Origin of the sequence: Brevundimonas diminuta 3F5N (assembly GCF_900163625.1) — a bacterium.
Classification (GTDB): Bacteria; Pseudomonadota; Alphaproteobacteria; order Caulobacterales; family Caulobacteraceae; genus Brevundimonas; species Brevundimonas diminuta_A.
In genome coordinates this window covers 22,700-38,343 of the sequence record NZ_FUIE01000046.1, presented here as the reverse complement: position 1 = coordinate 38,343, position 15,644 = coordinate 22,700, and the positions used below count along the sequence as shown (strand labels likewise).

The window sequence follows — 15,644 nt, the reverse complement described above, 5'->3', positions numbered from 1 at the left end:
CTGAGGAAGGCGAACAAGCTGACCTGATGCGCTCAAAGTGATCCTTCTCCCCTTGTGGGAGAAGGTGGCGTGCGAAGCATGACGGATGAGGGGCGCCGACGCCGCGGCGGCTGTTCAGTCGATGAAAGAAAAGCGCCGCGATCGGCCGACCGCGGCACCCACACCCCTCATCCGTCATGCTTCGCACGCCACCTTCTCCCACAAGGGGAGAAGGATCACTTTGAGCGCATCAGGTCAGCTTGTTCGCCTTCCTCAGACTGGGGAAGGCCTTGGCCCAGACGCCCGTGGCGGCCAGGGCGCCGAAGCCGCCGAACACCGCCGCCCCGATCGGTCCCAGCAGGCGCACCATGACGCCGGAATAGGCCTCGCCCAGTTCATTGGACGCGCCGATGAACAGCATGGAGACCGACGACACCCGTCCGCGCATGTGATCCGGCGTCGCCAGCTGGATCAGGGTCTGGCGGATGTTGACGCTGATCATGTCCGCCGCCCCGCCCAGGAACAGCACCGCCCCCGACAGCCAGACGCTCTTGGATAGGCCGAAGATCAGGGTGCAGACGCCGAAGACGGCCACCGCCCCGAACATCCACCGTCCGCCGTGGCGCACGATGGGGAAGCGGCTGAGATACAGGGCCATGATCAGCGCTCCCACCCCGAACGAGGCCCTCAGCAGGCCGAAGCCGACGGCCCCGACGTGCAGGATATCGCGCGCAAAGATGGGGGTCAGCAGGGCCACACCCGCCAATAGGACGACGACCAGGTCCAGCGAGATCGCGCCCAGCACGATCTTGGTCTTCCACACATAGGCCAGGCCTTCCTTGACCTGCTGCACCGGCCCCAGCTTGGACGGATCGACCTGCGGCTTGCCCTTGGTGCGGATGAGCAGGAAGCAGGCGACCGCCGCCAGGAACAGCGCCATGGCCGAGGCGTAGGCCAGCGGCACGGACAGGGCGACGATGACGCCGCCCAGGGCCGGACCGGCGATGGCCCCGGTCTGGAAGGCGATGGACTGGGCGGCGATGGCCGGCGGCAGGGCCTTGCGTCCCACCACCATGGGCAGGAAGGCCTGGCTGGCCGGAGCCAGGAAGGCGCGCGCCGCGCCGAAGACGGCGGCGACCGCCAGCAGACCCCACAGCGGCGGCGAACCGTGCAGCGCCATCATCAGGAAGGCGCCCGCGCACATGCCCTCGACGATGATCGAAAGGGTGACGGTGTGCTTGCGGTCGCGCCGGTCGGCCATGGCCCCGGCCGGCAGGGTGAAGGCCAGCAGCGGCAGGAACTGGCACAGGCCCACCAGACCCAGATAGAGACTAGCCTCCTCGATCGGATGGTCGCGGCGGGCGATCTCATAGACCTGCCACAGCAGGGCCGAGGACTGGATCTGAATGCCCAGGACCGCCACCATCCGGCCTAGCCACAACAGGCGGAAGTCGCCGATGCCCCATGGGCTCGACGGACCGTCGTCAGGAGGTCCGGGCGGCAGCGGCGGCTGGGGCGGAACGGTCGGCTGGGTGTCGAGAGTGTCGGTCGTCACGTTCGTATGGGCGTCTTCGGATAGGGGGTTCCGTCGCGATGGAAGTATCGGTCGGCGCCCTTGGGGAGGATCATGTCGATGTCGGGATAGTCGCAGGCGTCCGTCGCCGGGCTGCGCGTTCCGACTTCCAGCAGCACCGCCTCGCGATCGCTGCGGTTCTCGATCTTGTGGCCGTTGGGAACGCCCGCCTTGAAGCCCGCGCAGTCGCCGGCGCGCAAGGTCGTCTCGCCCTCGTCCTCGACCAGCACCACCTCGCCGTCCAGCACCCAGACGAACTCGTCCTCGGCGGCATGCCAGTGGCGCTGGCTAGTCCAGGCTCCGGCGGGCAGTCGCAGCAGATTGACCCCGAACTGGTCCAGTCCGACTGCATCGCCCAGTCGCTGGCGGCGGCGCGGCTTGCACGGCGCGGCGAATTCGTCCGGGTATCCGGTTCCGTTGAGGGTCGGGGCGGCGTCGATGTCGATCTTCGGCACGGTTTCGGGCCTTCTCGCGAGTGCGGGATATGCCTAAAGCAATAGCCTCATGAACGCCGCATCACATTCCGTCATCGATCCTGTCGAACTGACCCGCGACCTGATCCGCATCCCGTCCGTCACCCCCGCCGATGAAGGGGCCATGGACGTGCTGGAGCGCGCCCTGACCGGGCTGGGCTTCAGCTGCCGCCGCATGGTGTTCGAGGGGCCGACCGGCGTGGGCCATGACGCCCGGATCGAGAACCTCTACGCCCGGCGCGGGACGGCCTCGCCCAACCTCTGCTTCGCGGGCCACACCGATGTGGTGCCGATCGGCGACCTCAAGGCCTGGAGCGCCGGCCCCTTCGAGGGCGAGACCCGCGACGGCGTCCTGTATGGCCGCGGGGCCGTGGACATGAAGGGCGGCATCGCCGCCTGGGTCGCCGCCGTCTCGCGCGTGTTGGCGGCAGGAGAAATCGAGGGATCGCTGTCCTTCCTGATCACCGGCGACGAGGAAGGCCCGGCCCTGCACGGCACCAAGCGGGTGGTCCAGACCCTGGCCGCCGAGGGCGAAGTCATCGACGCCTGCGTGGTCGGCGAGCCGTCATCGGCCCACCATCTCGGCGACATGATCAAGGTCGGGCGACGCGGCTCGCTGAACACCTGGATCACCGTCTTCGGCAAGCAGGGCCACGTCGCCTATCCCGATCGCGCCGCCAACCCGGCTCCGGTGATCGCCAGGCTTCTGGCCCGTCTGGACGCCCACGTCCTCGACGAGGGCTATCCCGAGTTCCCCCCGTCGAACCTGGAGATCACCACCATCGACGTGGGCAATCCGGCGACCAACATCATCCCGGCGGAGGCGAAGGCGCGACTGAACATCCGCTTCAACCCGACGCACACCGGCGACGGCCTGATCGACTGGATGAACCGCGAGGCGGGCGCGCTTCAGGCCGAGACGGGTCTGCGGATCGAGCTGGAGCATATGTGCTCGGGCGAGGCCTTCCTGACCGAACCCGGCGTCTTCGTCAGCGCCGTGCAGGACGCCGTGGAGGTCGTGCTGGGCCGCCGCCCCGAAGCCTCGACCACCGGCGGCACCTCCGACGCCCGCTTCATCCGCGCCCTGTGCCCGGTGCTGGAGCTGGGCCTGGTCGGCCAGACCATGCACCAGGTCGACGAGCGCGTGCCCGAGACCGAACTGCGCGCCCTGACCGACGCCTATGAGCGCGTCATCGCCACGGTTCTGGAGCGTCTGAAGCCCTGAATCCGCAGGGTCATGTCACAATCCGGCGACCTGCTTCGTCATGGAGGGATACGTCCCTAAGCCACAGGAGCCACGACATGACCCCGCGCATAACCAGCCCCGCCAAAGCCGCCCCCGAAACCTATCAGGCGATGGTGCGGCTGGAACAGGCCGTCGCCGCCAGCGGTCTGGAACACAGCCTGCTGGAGTTGATCAAGATCCGCGTCTCCCAGATCAACGGCTGCGCCTATTGCCTGCACATGCACACCGCCGACGCCCGCGCGGCGGGTGAGGACGAAGTGCGGCTGCACCTGCTGGCGGCATGGCGGGAATCCTCGCTGTTCAGCCCGCGCGAACGCGCCGCCCTGACCTGGGCCGAGAGCTTGACCCGCATCGAACAGACCCAGGCGTCTGACGCGGACTACGCCGCGCTCAAGGTCGAGTTCAGCGAAGCCGAACAAGTGAACCTGACCTTCGCCATCGGGGCGATCAATGTCTGGAACCGGCTCGCCGTCGGCTTCCGCTCGGCCCATCCGGCAGGCCCGGCGCGTGTCGCGGCCTGACCCCGCCACCGAGGCCTTCGAGGCGCATCGGCCGCGGCTGACGCGCCTCGCCTATCGGATGCTCGGCTCCCTGACCGAAGCGGAAGACGTGGCGCAGGACGCCTGGCTGCGGTGGAGCCGCATCGACCCGACCGAAATCCGCGAGCCCGGCGCCTGGCTGACGCGCACCACGACCCGTCTGGCGCTGGACCGATTGAAGTCCGCCCGGATGCAGCGCGAGACCTATGTCGGCGCCTGGCTGCCCGACCCCATGATCACCGGGCCTGAACCCGACGCCGAGGCCTTCGCCGATGACCTGACCCTGTCGCTGATGACGGCGATGGAGCGTCTGTCGCCGCTGGAGCGTGCGGCTTTTCTGCTGCACGACGTCTTCGATGTCGGCTTTGACGAGGTGGCGACGACCCTCGAGCGCGACCCCGTTTCCGTCCGGCAGTTGGCCAGCCGCGCCCGCCGCCACATCCAGGCCGCCCGCCCCCGCTACGCCGTCGAACCTGAGGAAGGCGAGCGCCTCGCCCGAGCCTTCTTCGACGCGGCGCGATCCGGCGACACCGCCGCTCTGAGCACCCTGCTGGCGGATGACGTGACGCTGAGATCGGATGGCGGCGGCAAGGTCATCGCCTTCCACAATGCGATCAACGGCGCGCCGAAACTGCTGCGCCTCTATGCCGGGCTTCATCGCAAATACGGCCATGAAGGCTCGGAAATGATCCGGCCGGTCTGGATCGACGGCCTGCCCGGCTATGTCAGCCTGGAACGCGGGCGAATTCTGCAAACCACGGCGCTGACCATCGCTGAGGGGCTAATCGTCGAGGTATTCATCACCCGCAACCCGGACAAGCTGGCGGGCATCGCCGCCCTGTTGGACGCATCGCCGCTCGCCTGGACCTAGCGGCAGGCGTCGACCCATTCGGCGCCCGTCAGGTCGACCATCCGTTCGGGGCTGATGCGGACGGCGGCGTGGATAGCGCCCGCCGCCGGGATCACCACGTCCCAGACCTTCAGCGACGCGTCGCAATAGACCGGCAGGGGCGTCGTCAGGCCGAAGGGGCAGACGCCGCCGACCGGGTGGCCGGTCACGTCCTCGACCTCGGCCAGGTCCAGCATTTTCACCTTGCCGCCGAAGGCCGCCTTGGCCTTAGCGTTGTCCAGCCGCGCATCGCCCGCCGTAACCAGAAGGACGGTGCGGTCGCCCGCGCGCAACGACAGGGTCTTGGCGATCTGGCCGGGTTCGACGCCATGGGCGGCGGCCGCCTCGGCCACGGTGGCCGTGCTGACGTCCAGCTCGATGATCGCGATGTCCGGCGCCGTCTCCGCGAAGAAGGCTCGGACGCTGGCCAGGCTCACGCCTCGCCTGCCGCTTCCAGCCGCGCGATGCGGCGATCCATGTCGGCGACCTGATCCTTCAGCCGCTGCGCCTCGGACGCCATGTCGACCGGCGTGCCGTCGTCATAGGTCAGTTTCGCCCCCTTCTCGATCAGGTCGAGACGGTAGAGGGCGGTGACGCGGGTCGCCTTGAACCGCTCCAGTTCGCTCTCGTTCGAGATGACGCGGGCCATGTCAGCGCGCCGCCACGACGATGACTTCGACGAGGTAGTCAGGCGTCGCCAACTTCGCCTCGCAGGTGGCGCGGGCGGGTGGATTCGCCGGGTCGACCCAGGCGTCCCAGACGCCGTTCATCGCCTCGAAATCGGCGATGTCGGCCAGCCAGACCTGAGCCGACAGGATCTTCGACTTGTCGCTGCCGCACTCGGCCAGGATCGCCTCAACCTCGGCCAGGGCGGTGCGCGTCTGGGCGGCGACGTCCTCGCCCGGCTCCCCGACCTGTCCGGCCAGGTAGATGGTCTGGCCGTGGATCACGGCCTGGCTCATGCGGCTGTCGGGCTGGATGCGGGTGATCATGACGGCTCCTTGCGCTGAGGCTCGGACTTAACGCGGCGGGGCGAAGGCTCCAAGGACAAACGCCGGGCGCCTCTGCGTCTTCCTAAACGCAAAAAGCCGTGTCACAGGAAGCGCCATGGAAACGATCCGCATCGAGAACCGCATTGGCGTGCGCGCCACGGCCGAACGCCTCTGGGAGGTGCTGACGGACTTCGGCGGCTGGAACCGCTGGAATCCGCACGAGGTCGAGGTCGAAGGCGCCCTGGGCTTCGGCGCGCCGATCAGCCTGACGGAGCGCCTGCCCGACCTGGGCGAGCGTCAGGTGCAGGCGCAGCTGGGCGAGTGGGAGCCCAACGCCCAACTGGTCTGGATCGAGCGTCGCGGCTTCCTGTTCCGCACCTTGCGCTACTATGAGATCGAGGAGCTGGAGCGCGGCGCCTGCATCGTGTCGCACGGCACCGTCTTCACCGGCCTGCGCGCCGAACTGTTCCACGACAAGCATCGCGCCCGCATCCGTCCGGCCTATCAGGCCATCAGCGAGGCCCTGAAGCGCACCGCCGAAGAAGGCTGAGGCGTCTCAACTCCTCAACCGCCCTTCATCATGTCCTGGATGTTGATGATGGCCGGACCCAGGATGACGACGAACAGCACCGGCAGGAAGAACAGGATCATCGGCACGGTCAGCTTGGCCGGCAGGGCCGCAGCCTTCTTCTCGGCGGCGGCCAGACGCAGATCGCGGTTTTCCTTGGCCATGACGCGCAAGGCGGACCCCAGCGGCGTGCCGTAGGTCTCGGCCTGGGTCATGGCGGTCGCCACGGCCTTGATGCCCGGATGCTGGGTCCGCTTGGCCATGCCGTCATAGGCCATGCGCCGGTCGGGCAGATAGCTCAGCTCGGCCGAGAGCAGGGACAGCTCCTCGGCCAGTTCGATCGACTGGCCGCCGACCTCCTGGCTGACTTTCTGGATCGCCGCCTCGATCGACATGCCCGACTCCACGCAGATCAGCAAAAGATCGAGCGAGTCCGGGAAGGCCGCCATGATCGACGCCCTGCGCTTGTCGATCATGTTCTTCAGATAGATGTTCGGCGCATAGAAGCCGACGCCCGCCGCCATCACCACCATGGCGACCTGGGTCATCATCGGCAGGTCCGGCTTGACCACCACGAACAGGTAGAAGGCCGTCAGCGCCATCAGGATGAAGGGGGTGGCGAAGCGGAAGAAGTAGAAGGTGTTCAGCGGACCGGGCCCGCGGAAACCCGCCTGAACCATGTTCTCGGCCACCTTGGGGTCTTCCAGCAACTTCGTCAGGTTGAGGCGCGCGACCACCCGGCTGCGATAGCTGTCATCGGTCTGGCGCAGGCTGGAGCCTTCGCCAGACCCGCCGCGCATCGCCTGACGCGACCGGCGGCGCAGTTCCTCGCGGCGCTCGGCCACGGCCTTCATCCGCTTGTCCAGCCGCGCGCCGCCGCCGACGAAGGAGGACAGCATGGTCAGGACGCTGGCGAACACCGCCACGCCCACGCCGATGCTCAAGAGGTTCTGCGGATCGGTGATGAAGCGCATGAAGCCGTTCACGTCGTCGCCCTCGCCTCAGAACTTGAAGGAGATCATGCGCTTCATCACGAAGACGCCGATCGCCATCCACAGGGCCGCGCCCATCAGCATGACCTGCCCGCGGATATCCGTGAACATCAGCAGCATGTAGCTGGGGTTGGTCAGCATCACGAGGATCATGACCGCCGGCGGCAGGGAGGCGATGATGCCCGCCGAGGCGATGGCCTCGGACGACAGGGCCTTGATCTTCTCGCCCATCATCCGTCGGGCGCGCAGCACCGTGGTCAGATTGCCCAAGGCCTCCGCCAGGTTGCCGCCCGACTTCTGCTGAATGGCGATGACGATGGCGAAGAATTTCAGCTCCGGCGTCGGCATCCGCTCGTACATCTTGTCCAGCGCCTGGGCGAGCGTCAGCCCCACCCCCATGCCCTCGACCAGGGTGCGGAACTCGCCGGCCAGAGGCTCGGGGCTCTCGCGGGCGATGATCTTGAAACAGTCATGGACCGGCAGACCGGTCTTGATGCCGCGCACCAGGATGTCGATGGCGTCAGCGAAGGCCAAGGAGAATTTCTTCATCCGGGCCTTGGCCTTCATGCCGACGATCCAGCGCGGCAGACCCAGGCCCGCCGCCACGCCGACGCCCAGGACGATGATGATGTGGGCCCCGAGAACGAAGGCCAGCAGCGCTCCGACCAGGCCCGCGACCACGCTGATGATGGCGAAGGTCCGCACCGAGAGGCTCAGACCCGCCTGTTTCAGCTTGGCGGCCATCGTCATGCGCGCCTTGCGCTCGCGCCGGTCGACCTCCTGAAGCTGCAGCAGGATCTGCTTGCGGCGCGCCTCGGGCGTATTGGCCGCCGCGGCGCGCTTGGCGTTCGCCGCCGCTTCGGCCCGCACCCCGCCCATGGTCTTGGCGCGCTTGACCGCCTGGCTTGAGGAATCGTCGCCGCCGACCAGCACCCAGCCGACGCCGCCGATGGTGATGAAGGCCAGGATCGCCGCCAGGATGGGAAGCAGCATCGCCCCTACTCCGCCGCGTCCAGAGCTTCGGCCAGTTCCCGCTCCAGCCCGTAGTAGCGGGCGCGGTCCCAGAAGCGCGGGCGGGCGATGCCCGTCGAGCGGTGACGGCCGGTGATCTTGCCGTGCGCGTCCTCGCCGGTGATGTCGTAGACGAACAGATCCTGGGTAACGATGACGTCGCCCTCCAACCCCACCACCTCGGTGATGTGGGTGATGCGGCGCGAACCGTCGCGCAGGCGCGCGGCCTGGACGATGACGTCGACCGAACCGACGATCATCTCGCGGATGGTTCGAGACGGCAGGCCGTAGCCGCCCATGGTGATCATCGATTCCATCCGGCTGATGGCTTCGCGCGGGGAGTTGGCGTGCAGCGTCCCCATCGAGCCGTCGTGGCCGGTGTTCATGGCCTGCAACAGGTCGAAGGCCTCGGGTCCGCGCACCTCGCCGACGATGATGCGCTCGGGGCGCATCCGCAGACAGTTCTTCACCAGATCGCGCATGGTGATCTGGCCCTGCCCTTCCAGGTTGGGCGGGCGAGTCTCCAGCCGGACCACATGCGGTTGCTGCAGCTGCAGCTCGGCAGCGTCCTCGCAAGTGATGACGCGCTCGGTCGGGTCGATGAAGGCCGTCAGAGTGTTCAGCAGGGTCGTCTTGCCCGAACCCGTGCCGCCCGAGATGACCAGATTGCATCGCGACGCGCCGATGACGCCCAGGACGCGCGCGCCCTCGGGGCTGATGGAGGCGTACTCCACCAGATTGCGCATCGTCAGCTTGTCCTTCTTGAACTTGCGGATCGTCAGCGTCGGGCCGTCGATGGCCAACGGCGGGGCGATGACGTTGACGCGGCTGCCGTCGGGCAGGCGGGCGTCGCAGATGGGGCTGGCCTCGTCGACGCGGCGGCCCACCTGGGACACGATCCGCTGACAGATGTTCATCAACTGGCCGTTGTCGCGGAAGCGGACGTTGGTCAGCTGCACCTTGCCGCCGACCTCGATGAAGACCCGCCCGGCGCCGTTGACCATGATGTCGGCGATGTCGTCGCGCGCCAACAGCGGCTCCAGCGGACCATAGCCCAGCACGTCGTTCAGGATGTCCTGAACCAGATGCTCCTGCTCGGCCACCGACATGGAGACGTTCTTGATCGCCACCAGTTCGGAGACGATATCGCGAATTTCCTCGGCCGCCGCCTTCTGATCCAACTGCGCCAACTGGGCCAGATCGATGGTGTTCATCAGGGCGTTGAAGATGGTGGTCTTCGTCGCGTGATAGTAGTCGCTCTGCTCGCGCACGATCTCGGCGACGGCTTGAGCCTTCTTGAGCTGCTCCAGGCCCGGCGTGGCCCGAGGACCGCTCGACGAGGCGCTCGGCGCAGGCTCGGGCTTGCGGCCCAGCAACCCGTCCAGGGCGTCCAGCCGGTCGCTGCGCGGCGCGGCGGCGGGCGGCGGCGCCAGAGGGTCCAGGTCTTCGGCCGAGAAGCCGTCCACCGGCTCGGGCGCGCGGCGCGCCTGGGCCTCAGGCGCGGGGGCCGGCGCGGGCCGTGGCGCGGCGGGGGCCAGGCCCGACTGTGCTGTCCGCTTGCCGAACACGGCCTCAGCGCTTCTTGCTGAACAGAGAGCCGAGCAGGGAGCCGCCCCCGGCGCTCTTGGCCGCCGCCGCCGGCTTGGCGCGGCCCGCGGCGCGCGCGGATGCGGCCGGCAGTTCACGGCGCGAGACGATCTGGGCCAGGGTCTCGAAGGCTTCGGCCGCCTTGGTCTTGGCGGCGGCGTCGACGATCATCTGGCCGTTGTTGGCGGCCGAGCCGAACACCTTGGCGTCGAAGGGAATGCTGAGGCTAGGATGGATGCCCAGGGCTGCGCCGAAGTCCTTGGCCGGAATCTCGGGCCGCCCCGGTATGCCCACCTGGTTCAGCACCAGACGCGGCGGGGCGTCGTTGGGCCGCCCCTGCTTGATCAGGTCGATCATGTTCTTGGCGTTGCGCAGCGAGGCCAGGTCCGGCGTCGCCACCACCACCACTTCGTCGGCCGCGATCAAGGCCCGGCGCATCCAGCCCGACCACAGGTGCGGCAGGTCCAGCACCACGAAGGGGGCGGTGGCGCGGATGCGGGTGGTGACTTCCTCGAAGGCCTCGGCGCCGATGTCCCAGTCGGTCTCCAACGTCGCGGGCGCCGCGAACAGGCTCAGCTTGTCGGTGCAGCGGACCATCATCCGGTCCAGCAGGGTGGCGTCCAGGCGATCCGGCTGATTCAGGGCGTCGGCCACGCCGTTCAGCGGATCCTGGTTGAAGTCCAGCCCCGCCGTGCCGAACGGCAGGTCATAGTCGACGATGACGGTGTTGACGCCGATGCGCTCGCTCATCGCATAGGCGGTGTTGTGCGCCACAGCCGAAGCCCCCGCCCCGCCGCGCGCGCCGACGAAGGCGATGGTCCGACCGACGAAGGGCTGGGCCGGATCGGCGAACAGGCCCCCGATGGCGGCGATCAATTGCAGCGGCTGCACCGGCGCCACCAGATATTCGCTCACGCCCCGCCGCATCAGCTCGCGGAACAGCAGGATGTCGTTGGTCGCGCCGATGATGACGACCTTGGTGCCCGCGTCGCAGACCTGGGCCAGCTGGTCGATCTCGGCCAGCAGGTCCTGCGGCGCCTTCAGGCTCTCGACAATGATCAGAGGCGGCGTCGGCTCGGCCTGATAGGCTTCGATCGCCGCCTGGACGCCGCCGAGGCGGATCTGGGTCGTGGCGCGGGCCATGCGGCGGTCCTGGCCGGCGCGCTCGGCGGCGGCGGCCGTGTCCTGACGCTCGGCGAAGATGTGCACGCCGATGCGCGGGATCGACACCTCGACCGAGGCCGGCCCGCCCATCGTCAGGGCCGTGGACGTCTCGACCGCCGGCATGGCGGCCGCCACGGGCGAGACGGCGGCGGGTGAAGGGGCCAAGGCGTTCATCGCCGTCTCGGTTTCCGACCGCATCCGCCCAACCGGATCAAAGGGGTCAGACGCCTGCGCCATGGACCCAGGCGCGGGCGTCCCGGCGCCCGTCGGGTGCAGGTCCATGAACTCATCATCAAGATCGAAGCCGTCCAGGGCGTCGAAATCCTGAGAAGGGAAGGGCTTGGGCGCCGTCGTCATTGCACAGCCTGTGAAATCTTGGTCTGCGACAACAGGGTCTCACGCTGGGCGGAAGTCTGCTCGCCCTTGCGATAGGCGTCGAACACCACCGAACGGCGACCGGAGTCGGCCGGGGTCATGGCGCGCGGCGCGACAATGTCGCGCGGATCGGCGATCTGGGCGGCCAGGTTGGCGTTCACAGCGCAACCGAAGTTGGAGGCCGACTGATTGTCGCCCGTGCGGCCCAGATTGCCCCATTGGGTTCCGCACTGCGGCACGACGGCGCGCACCGTCTCGAAGCCGACCAGCACCGGCGCCCTGGGGTCCGGCGCGGCGTAGCCGACCAGCTGGATGCGCTCGCCCGGCACGCCCGCCGCCTCGAACGCCGCCTTGACGTTCCAGGCCGCCTGGGTCGCGACGGGATCGCCGCCCGCCGGCGCCTCGATCACCAGGACCGGCGCGCCTTCCATGGCGAAGCGCCCGACAAGGGCGTCCAGCGCCGCGCGCTGATTGGCGGACAAGCCCGTCTCGTGCACCGCCAGGGCGATGCGATCCACCCCTGGCTCGACTTGCAGGCTGAAGCGCGAAGTGGGAGTCAGCGGCGGTTCGCCGCCCAGGCCGGCCGGACCGCCGACGCAGGCCGACAGCGCCAGGCTCAGGCTCAGAACGGCGGCGGAGATGGAGACGGTGCGGATCATGGCGCTCACTCGATCACATAGCCGACAGGGCCGCGCCAGCCGGCGCCCGGCTGGGCCGCCGGGGCGGGCGAACCGTAGACCTGGTTCAACTGGCCGAAGAAGATGGTCTGGGCGTCCTGGGCGATGCGCAGGCCGTCAGCCGGCGTCTGCATCCGACCCGGCGAGGTCGGGTTGACGATATAAGGCTCGACGATGACCACCAGCTCGGTCTCGCCCATCACATAGTCGCGTGAGCGGAACAGCTGGCCCAGCACAGGCAGATTGGTCATGCCCGGCAGGGCGTCGATCGACTGGCGCGTCGATTCCTGCAGCAGGCCAGCGATCATCATCGACCCGCCCGAGGGCAGTTCAATGGTGTTCTCGCTGCGCCGCACCGTCAGTCCCGGCAGGGTGATGGAGGACGGAGTGCCCGCGCCGATGGTCAGGCCGCCGTTGGGCGTCAGCTCGGACACCTCGACCTTGACCTGCAGGCTGATGCGCCCTTCCGACAGGACCACCGGCCGGAACGACAGGCCGACGCCGTAGGGTTTGTACTCGACCGTGATCTGACCTTCGCGGTCGCGCCCGGCGGGCACGGGGAATTCACCCCCGGCCAGGAAGCTGGCCGCCTCCCCGTTGACTGACGTCAGATTGGGCTCGGCCAACATCCGCACCAAGCCGACGCGCTCAAAAGCCTTGAGCATGGCCTCGCCCTTGTTCAGCCCGTCCGAACCGGGGCCGGTTCCAGGCTTTGCCGTGTCCCAGTTGGACGGATCGCCGGGGCTGCCGTCGACCGTCACCGGACACAAGGCGCCTTCAGGCCAACCCGGACCGAGGCAAGGCACCTGCATCTGGAAATTCTTGGTGGTGTCGCGCGCGATCCCGCCCGCCAGACCGCCCAGGAAGGAGCCGTTCACGCCCCAGGTGGCGCTGTTGCCCAGCAGCCATTGAGTGTCGCCGACACGGCCGATCACCGCCTGGGTGTCGAATCCGAGCTGCTTGATGGCGCTGCGCTGCACCTCGACCACGCGCACCTTCAGCGTCACCTGGTCCGATCCGGCGACGGCGATCATGTTCATGACCTTTTCCGGCGCGCTGACGAAGGCGCGGGCCACCTGGGCGGCGCGTTCGGCTTCCAGCGGACTGGCCGCCACGCCGGTCAGGATGATGCTGTCGTTGACCGCCTCGGCGCGCACGTTCGAGCCCGGCGCCACGCGCGCCAGGGTGTCCTGAAGCGCGCTGACGCCCGCATCCACGCGCACCCGCAGCGCCAGGATGGTGCGCCCGCTTGCGTCCAGGAAGATGGCGTCCGTCTCGCCGCCCGCCAGGCCGATCATGGTGATCCGGCGTGGCGAGTGCAGCATGGCCTCGGCCACAGCCGGATTGGAGATGATGACGTCGCGCGCATCCGCCGGCAGATCGACGGCGAAGGAGGTTCCGCGCGGCAGATTGACCATCTGCGGGGCCGAGCCTGCGGTGATGGCGGCGCGCGTCTGGGCGCGAGCGCCGTCCGACGCGACAGAACCGCCCAGCGCGATCAGGGCGGCGCAGGCGGCGACAGCGAAACGATTCATGCCCGATAGTCCCGTCTTCATGGCACCGCCACCGCTTCGGCCTGCCCCTCGCGATAGACACGCACGACCGAACCGCCGCCCGTCGCCCGCCCGCGCACCGCGCCCGGCACATGGCCCGACGGACCGGCCGTATCGGCGTAGGAGCGCAGCACCAGCGACAGTTCGCCTTCGGACTTGGCCAGGGCCAGCACCTCGGCGTCGCGGCCCGTCAACTCCAGCGTCGCGGTGGCGCCGACCACCGCCTTCTCGTCTTCGGCGGCGCGGGTGCTCTGGTCGATGGCCAGAACCTTGACGTTGCGCATCACCGTGGCGGCTGAATACTTGGTCCCGCCCTCATCGCCCGAGCCCTTGACCTCACGCGTCAGCAGGACGTCCACGCGGTCGCCTGGCAGGATGAAGCCGCCCGCAGCCGTCTCGACCGTCACACGGATCGCCATGGCCCGCATGCCCGGCTCCAGATAGGCGGCCATGTAGCCGCTGTCCCCGGCGCGCACGATCTTGCGCGCCACCAGGGGCTCGCCGGCCAGAATGGGTTCACGCACCACGGCGCCGATATAGTCCGACTTGGCGCCCGGCGTGTTCAGTTCGGCGACGGCCTTCATGGCCTTTTCCACCGTTGCGCCCTTGGCGTCGCCAGAGCCTTCGACGGCCGCGTTCTCGGCGGCGGCGCCCTCGGCCTTGGAGGGCGGCGGCGGGCCGTCTGTAATGAAGAGGGGGTTGAGTTCGTCGGCTGGCCAGTCTTTCCAGCTCAGGTCCGCATCGACCAGGCGACGGCCCGGCTCCAGATCACGCGCAGCGACCAGCACCCTGGCCATGGGTCGCGTCTCGACGGCGGCCGTGGCGGTGGCCGTCGGCTGCCCCGACGACCCCATGGCGCGCACGACCAGCGCCAGACCGATGGCCGCGAGGGCTGCGATGCAGATGACAGCGATCTTGGCGGGTTTCATCCAGTGTCTCCGGCAGACGCGATCGCGCGAACCCGGATGATCCGCCCCCTGCCTGTCAGGGATAATGGCCCGTCATGGTTAACGCGCCCCTAAGCTGGACCGCCCTTGACGAACAACGTCATCAGCCCGCGATGTAAGCCGTCATCAGCGGACTGGACGGATAGGCCAACAGGGCGCCGATAGCGATGGCGACGCCATAGGGAATGTCCCCCTTGGGCTGCATCAGCCGCATGACCCAGCCGGGGCCGCTCTGGGCGAAGAAAGGCAGATGGCTGCGCGCCGTCATCAGCAGAATGCAAAAGCCGCCGCCCACCAACGCTGTATAGAAAACAAAGAGCACGCCACCCGAAGCGCCCATCCACAGCATGGAGGCGGCCAGAAGCTTGGCGTCGCCGCCGCCGATCCAATTCGCCGCGAACATCCCCATGCCGACGACAAGCATCGCCATCGCCAGACCAACCGAAACGCCCACCACGCCCAACGGCAGGCCCAGCGCCAGGGCGGCCGGGAAGAAGGCGACGAGCAGCACCACCGAGATCCAGTTTGGAATCTTCATGGTGATCAGGTCATGCAGGGCTGCGCCGATCGCCAGAACAGGCAGGACGGCCAGCAGGATCATGGGCAGTTCAGTCATACGTGCACCGTAGGCCTGGTTTCTTAAAAGCAGGTTGCCGCTCAGCAGGTCGTACCTCTGCATCTAAAAAAGAAAAGGCCGGAATGTCTCCATTCCGGCCTTCCTCAAATCTGCTTATCGGTGGTTTAGGCCGTCTTAGGCGGCGTCTTCATGTCGGTCGTGACCTTCTTGAAGGTGTCATTGAGCTGAGTGCCCAGAGCAGCGACGGCGCCGATGATGACAACCGCGATCAGAGCAGCGATCAGGCCGTATTCGATGGCCGTGGCGCCGGATTCGTCTTTAGCGAAGCGCGTGATGAAGTTACGCATATTGTGTCTTCCTTCTTTCAATAACGAGCAGATGACCCATCATCAGGGTCGTCGGTTTTGCCCGCTTGACCCCCGTTTGCATGGAGACAATGCGACGACGCCCCTTAAGAGCGGGTAAAATCTCGACACCCCCGCGCAATATTGATGGTTACTTT

At 68.0% G+C, this 15,644-nt stretch carries 18 protein-coding genes; 4 read left to right on the top strand and 14 right to left on the bottom strand.

Translation table 11 applies throughout. From position 1 onward, the window contains the following. Positions 1–229: 229 nt before the first annotated feature. Positions 230–1,483 (bottom strand): MFS transporter, encoded by a 1,254-nt coding sequence (locus FM111_RS09075; RefSeq protein WP_087140642.1) that lies wholly within the window; start codon positions 1,481–1,483, stop codon positions 230–232. Between the two features lie 47 nt (positions 1,484–1,530). Continuing rightward, positions 1,531–2,007 carry a cupin domain-containing protein gene (locus FM111_RS09070; RefSeq protein WP_087140639.1) on the bottom strand — a complete coding sequence of 159 codons (477 nt, stop codon included), beginning with the start codon at positions 2,005–2,007 and terminating at the stop codon, positions 1,531–1,533. Between the two features lie 49 nt (positions 2,008–2,056). Here FM111_RS09070 and dapE point away from each other — a divergent pair, with 49 nt between their 5' ends. The 3 genes from dapE (at position 2,057) to FM111_RS09055 (ending at position 4,681) form a co-directional block, all read left to right on the top strand. Next, positions 2,057–3,250, top strand: coding sequence for a succinyl-diaminopimelate desuccinylase (dapE, locus tag FM111_RS09065; protein WP_087140638.1), 1,194 nt, complete (start codon positions 2,057–2,059; stop codon positions 3,248–3,250). A gap of 77 nt (positions 3,251–3,327) precedes the next feature. Beyond that, a complete protein-coding gene (locus FM111_RS09060) occupies positions 3,328–3,792 on the top strand; it encodes a carboxymuconolactone decarboxylase family protein (protein ID WP_087140637.1) in 465 nt (154 codons plus the stop codon). Further along, positions 3,779–4,681 (top strand): sigma-70 family RNA polymerase sigma factor, encoded by a 903-nt coding sequence (locus FM111_RS09055; protein ID WP_087140636.1) that lies wholly within the window; start codon positions 3,779–3,781, stop codon positions 4,679–4,681. The genes FM111_RS09060 and FM111_RS09055 overlap by 14 nt, the downstream gene beginning before the upstream one ends. Here the strand turns inward: FM111_RS09055 and FM111_RS09050 are convergent. From FM111_RS09050 to FM111_RS09040, 3 genes are read right to left on the bottom strand one after another with little or no spacing between them, the layout of a single operon-like run. Then, positions 4,678–5,136 carry a YbaK/EbsC family protein gene (locus tag FM111_RS09050; protein ID WP_087140635.1) on the bottom strand — a complete coding sequence of 153 codons (459 nt, stop codon included), beginning with the start codon at positions 5,134–5,136 and terminating at the stop codon, positions 4,678–4,680. The genes FM111_RS09055 and FM111_RS09050 overlap by 4 nt on opposite strands. Continuing rightward, a complete protein-coding gene (locus FM111_RS09045) occupies positions 5,133–5,348 on the bottom strand; it encodes a hypothetical protein (protein ID WP_087140634.1) in 216 nt (71 codons plus the stop codon). The genes FM111_RS09050 and FM111_RS09045 overlap by 4 nt, the downstream gene beginning before the upstream one ends. Position 5,349: 1 nt before the next feature. Next, positions 5,350–5,691, bottom strand: coding sequence for a RidA family protein (locus tag FM111_RS09040; protein WP_003166358.1), 342 nt, complete (start codon positions 5,689–5,691; stop codon positions 5,350–5,352). A gap of 115 nt (positions 5,692–5,806) precedes the next feature. On the opposite strand from FM111_RS09040, the gene FM111_RS09035 reads away from it, so the two are divergent. Beyond that, positions 5,807–6,241, top strand: a complete 435-nt coding sequence (locus FM111_RS09035; protein WP_046652523.1) for an SRPBCC domain-containing protein — start codon at positions 5,807–5,809, stop codon at positions 6,239–6,241. Between the two features lie 14 nt (positions 6,242–6,255). On the opposite strand, the gene FM111_RS09030 is transcribed toward FM111_RS09035, so the two are convergent. The 9 genes from FM111_RS09030 to FM111_RS08990 form a co-directional block, all read right to left on the bottom strand. Then, entirely contained in the window at positions 6,256–7,245 is a 990-nt protein-coding gene (locus tag FM111_RS09030; protein ID WP_087140633.1) for a type II secretion system F family protein, read from the bottom strand. 15 nt (positions 7,246–7,260) lie between these two features. After that, on the bottom strand, positions 7,261–8,244 hold the full coding sequence (locus tag FM111_RS09025) for a type II secretion system F family protein (protein WP_087140632.1): 984 nt from the start codon (positions 8,242–8,244) through the stop codon (positions 7,261–7,263). Between the two features lie 5 nt (positions 8,245–8,249). Beyond that, positions 8,250–9,830, bottom strand: coding sequence for a CpaF family protein (locus FM111_RS09020; RefSeq protein WP_087140631.1), 1,581 nt, complete (start codon positions 9,828–9,830; stop codon positions 8,250–8,252). 4 nt (positions 9,831–9,834) lie between these two features. Beyond that, positions 9,835–11,370: an AAA family ATPase gene (locus FM111_RS09015; protein ID WP_087140630.1), complete on the bottom strand. Its 1,536-nt coding sequence runs from the start codon at positions 11,368–11,370 to the stop codon at positions 9,835–9,837. After that, positions 11,367–12,047, bottom strand: a complete 681-nt coding sequence (locus FM111_RS09010; RefSeq protein ID WP_087140629.1) for a CpaD family pilus assembly protein — start codon at positions 12,045–12,047, stop codon at positions 11,367–11,369. Before FM111_RS09010 ends, FM111_RS09015 begins: the two co-directional genes overlap by 4 nt. Positions 12,048–12,052: 5 nt before the next feature. Next, the gene (locus tag FM111_RS09005) at positions 12,053–13,600 is read right to left on the bottom strand and encodes a type II and III secretion system protein family protein (protein ID WP_373407968.1); all 1,548 of its coding nucleotides are present in this window, start codon (positions 13,598–13,600) and stop codon (positions 12,053–12,055) included. A 17-nt stretch (positions 13,601–13,617) separates the two neighbouring features. After that, positions 13,618–14,547, bottom strand: coding sequence for a Flp pilus assembly protein CpaB (gene cpaB, locus FM111_RS09000; protein WP_087140627.1), 930 nt, complete (start codon positions 14,545–14,547; stop codon positions 13,618–13,620). 121 nt (positions 14,548–14,668) lie between these two features. Continuing rightward, a complete protein-coding gene (locus FM111_RS08995) occupies positions 14,669–15,181 on the bottom strand; it encodes an A24 family peptidase (RefSeq protein WP_087140626.1) in 513 nt (170 codons plus the stop codon). 125 nt (positions 15,182–15,306) lie between these two features. Next, the gene (locus tag FM111_RS08990; RefSeq protein ID WP_087140625.1) at positions 15,307–15,489 is read right to left on the bottom strand and encodes a Flp family type IVb pilin; all 183 of its coding nucleotides are present in this window, start codon (positions 15,487–15,489) and stop codon (positions 15,307–15,309) included. Positions 15,490–15,644 lie beyond the last annotated feature (155 nt).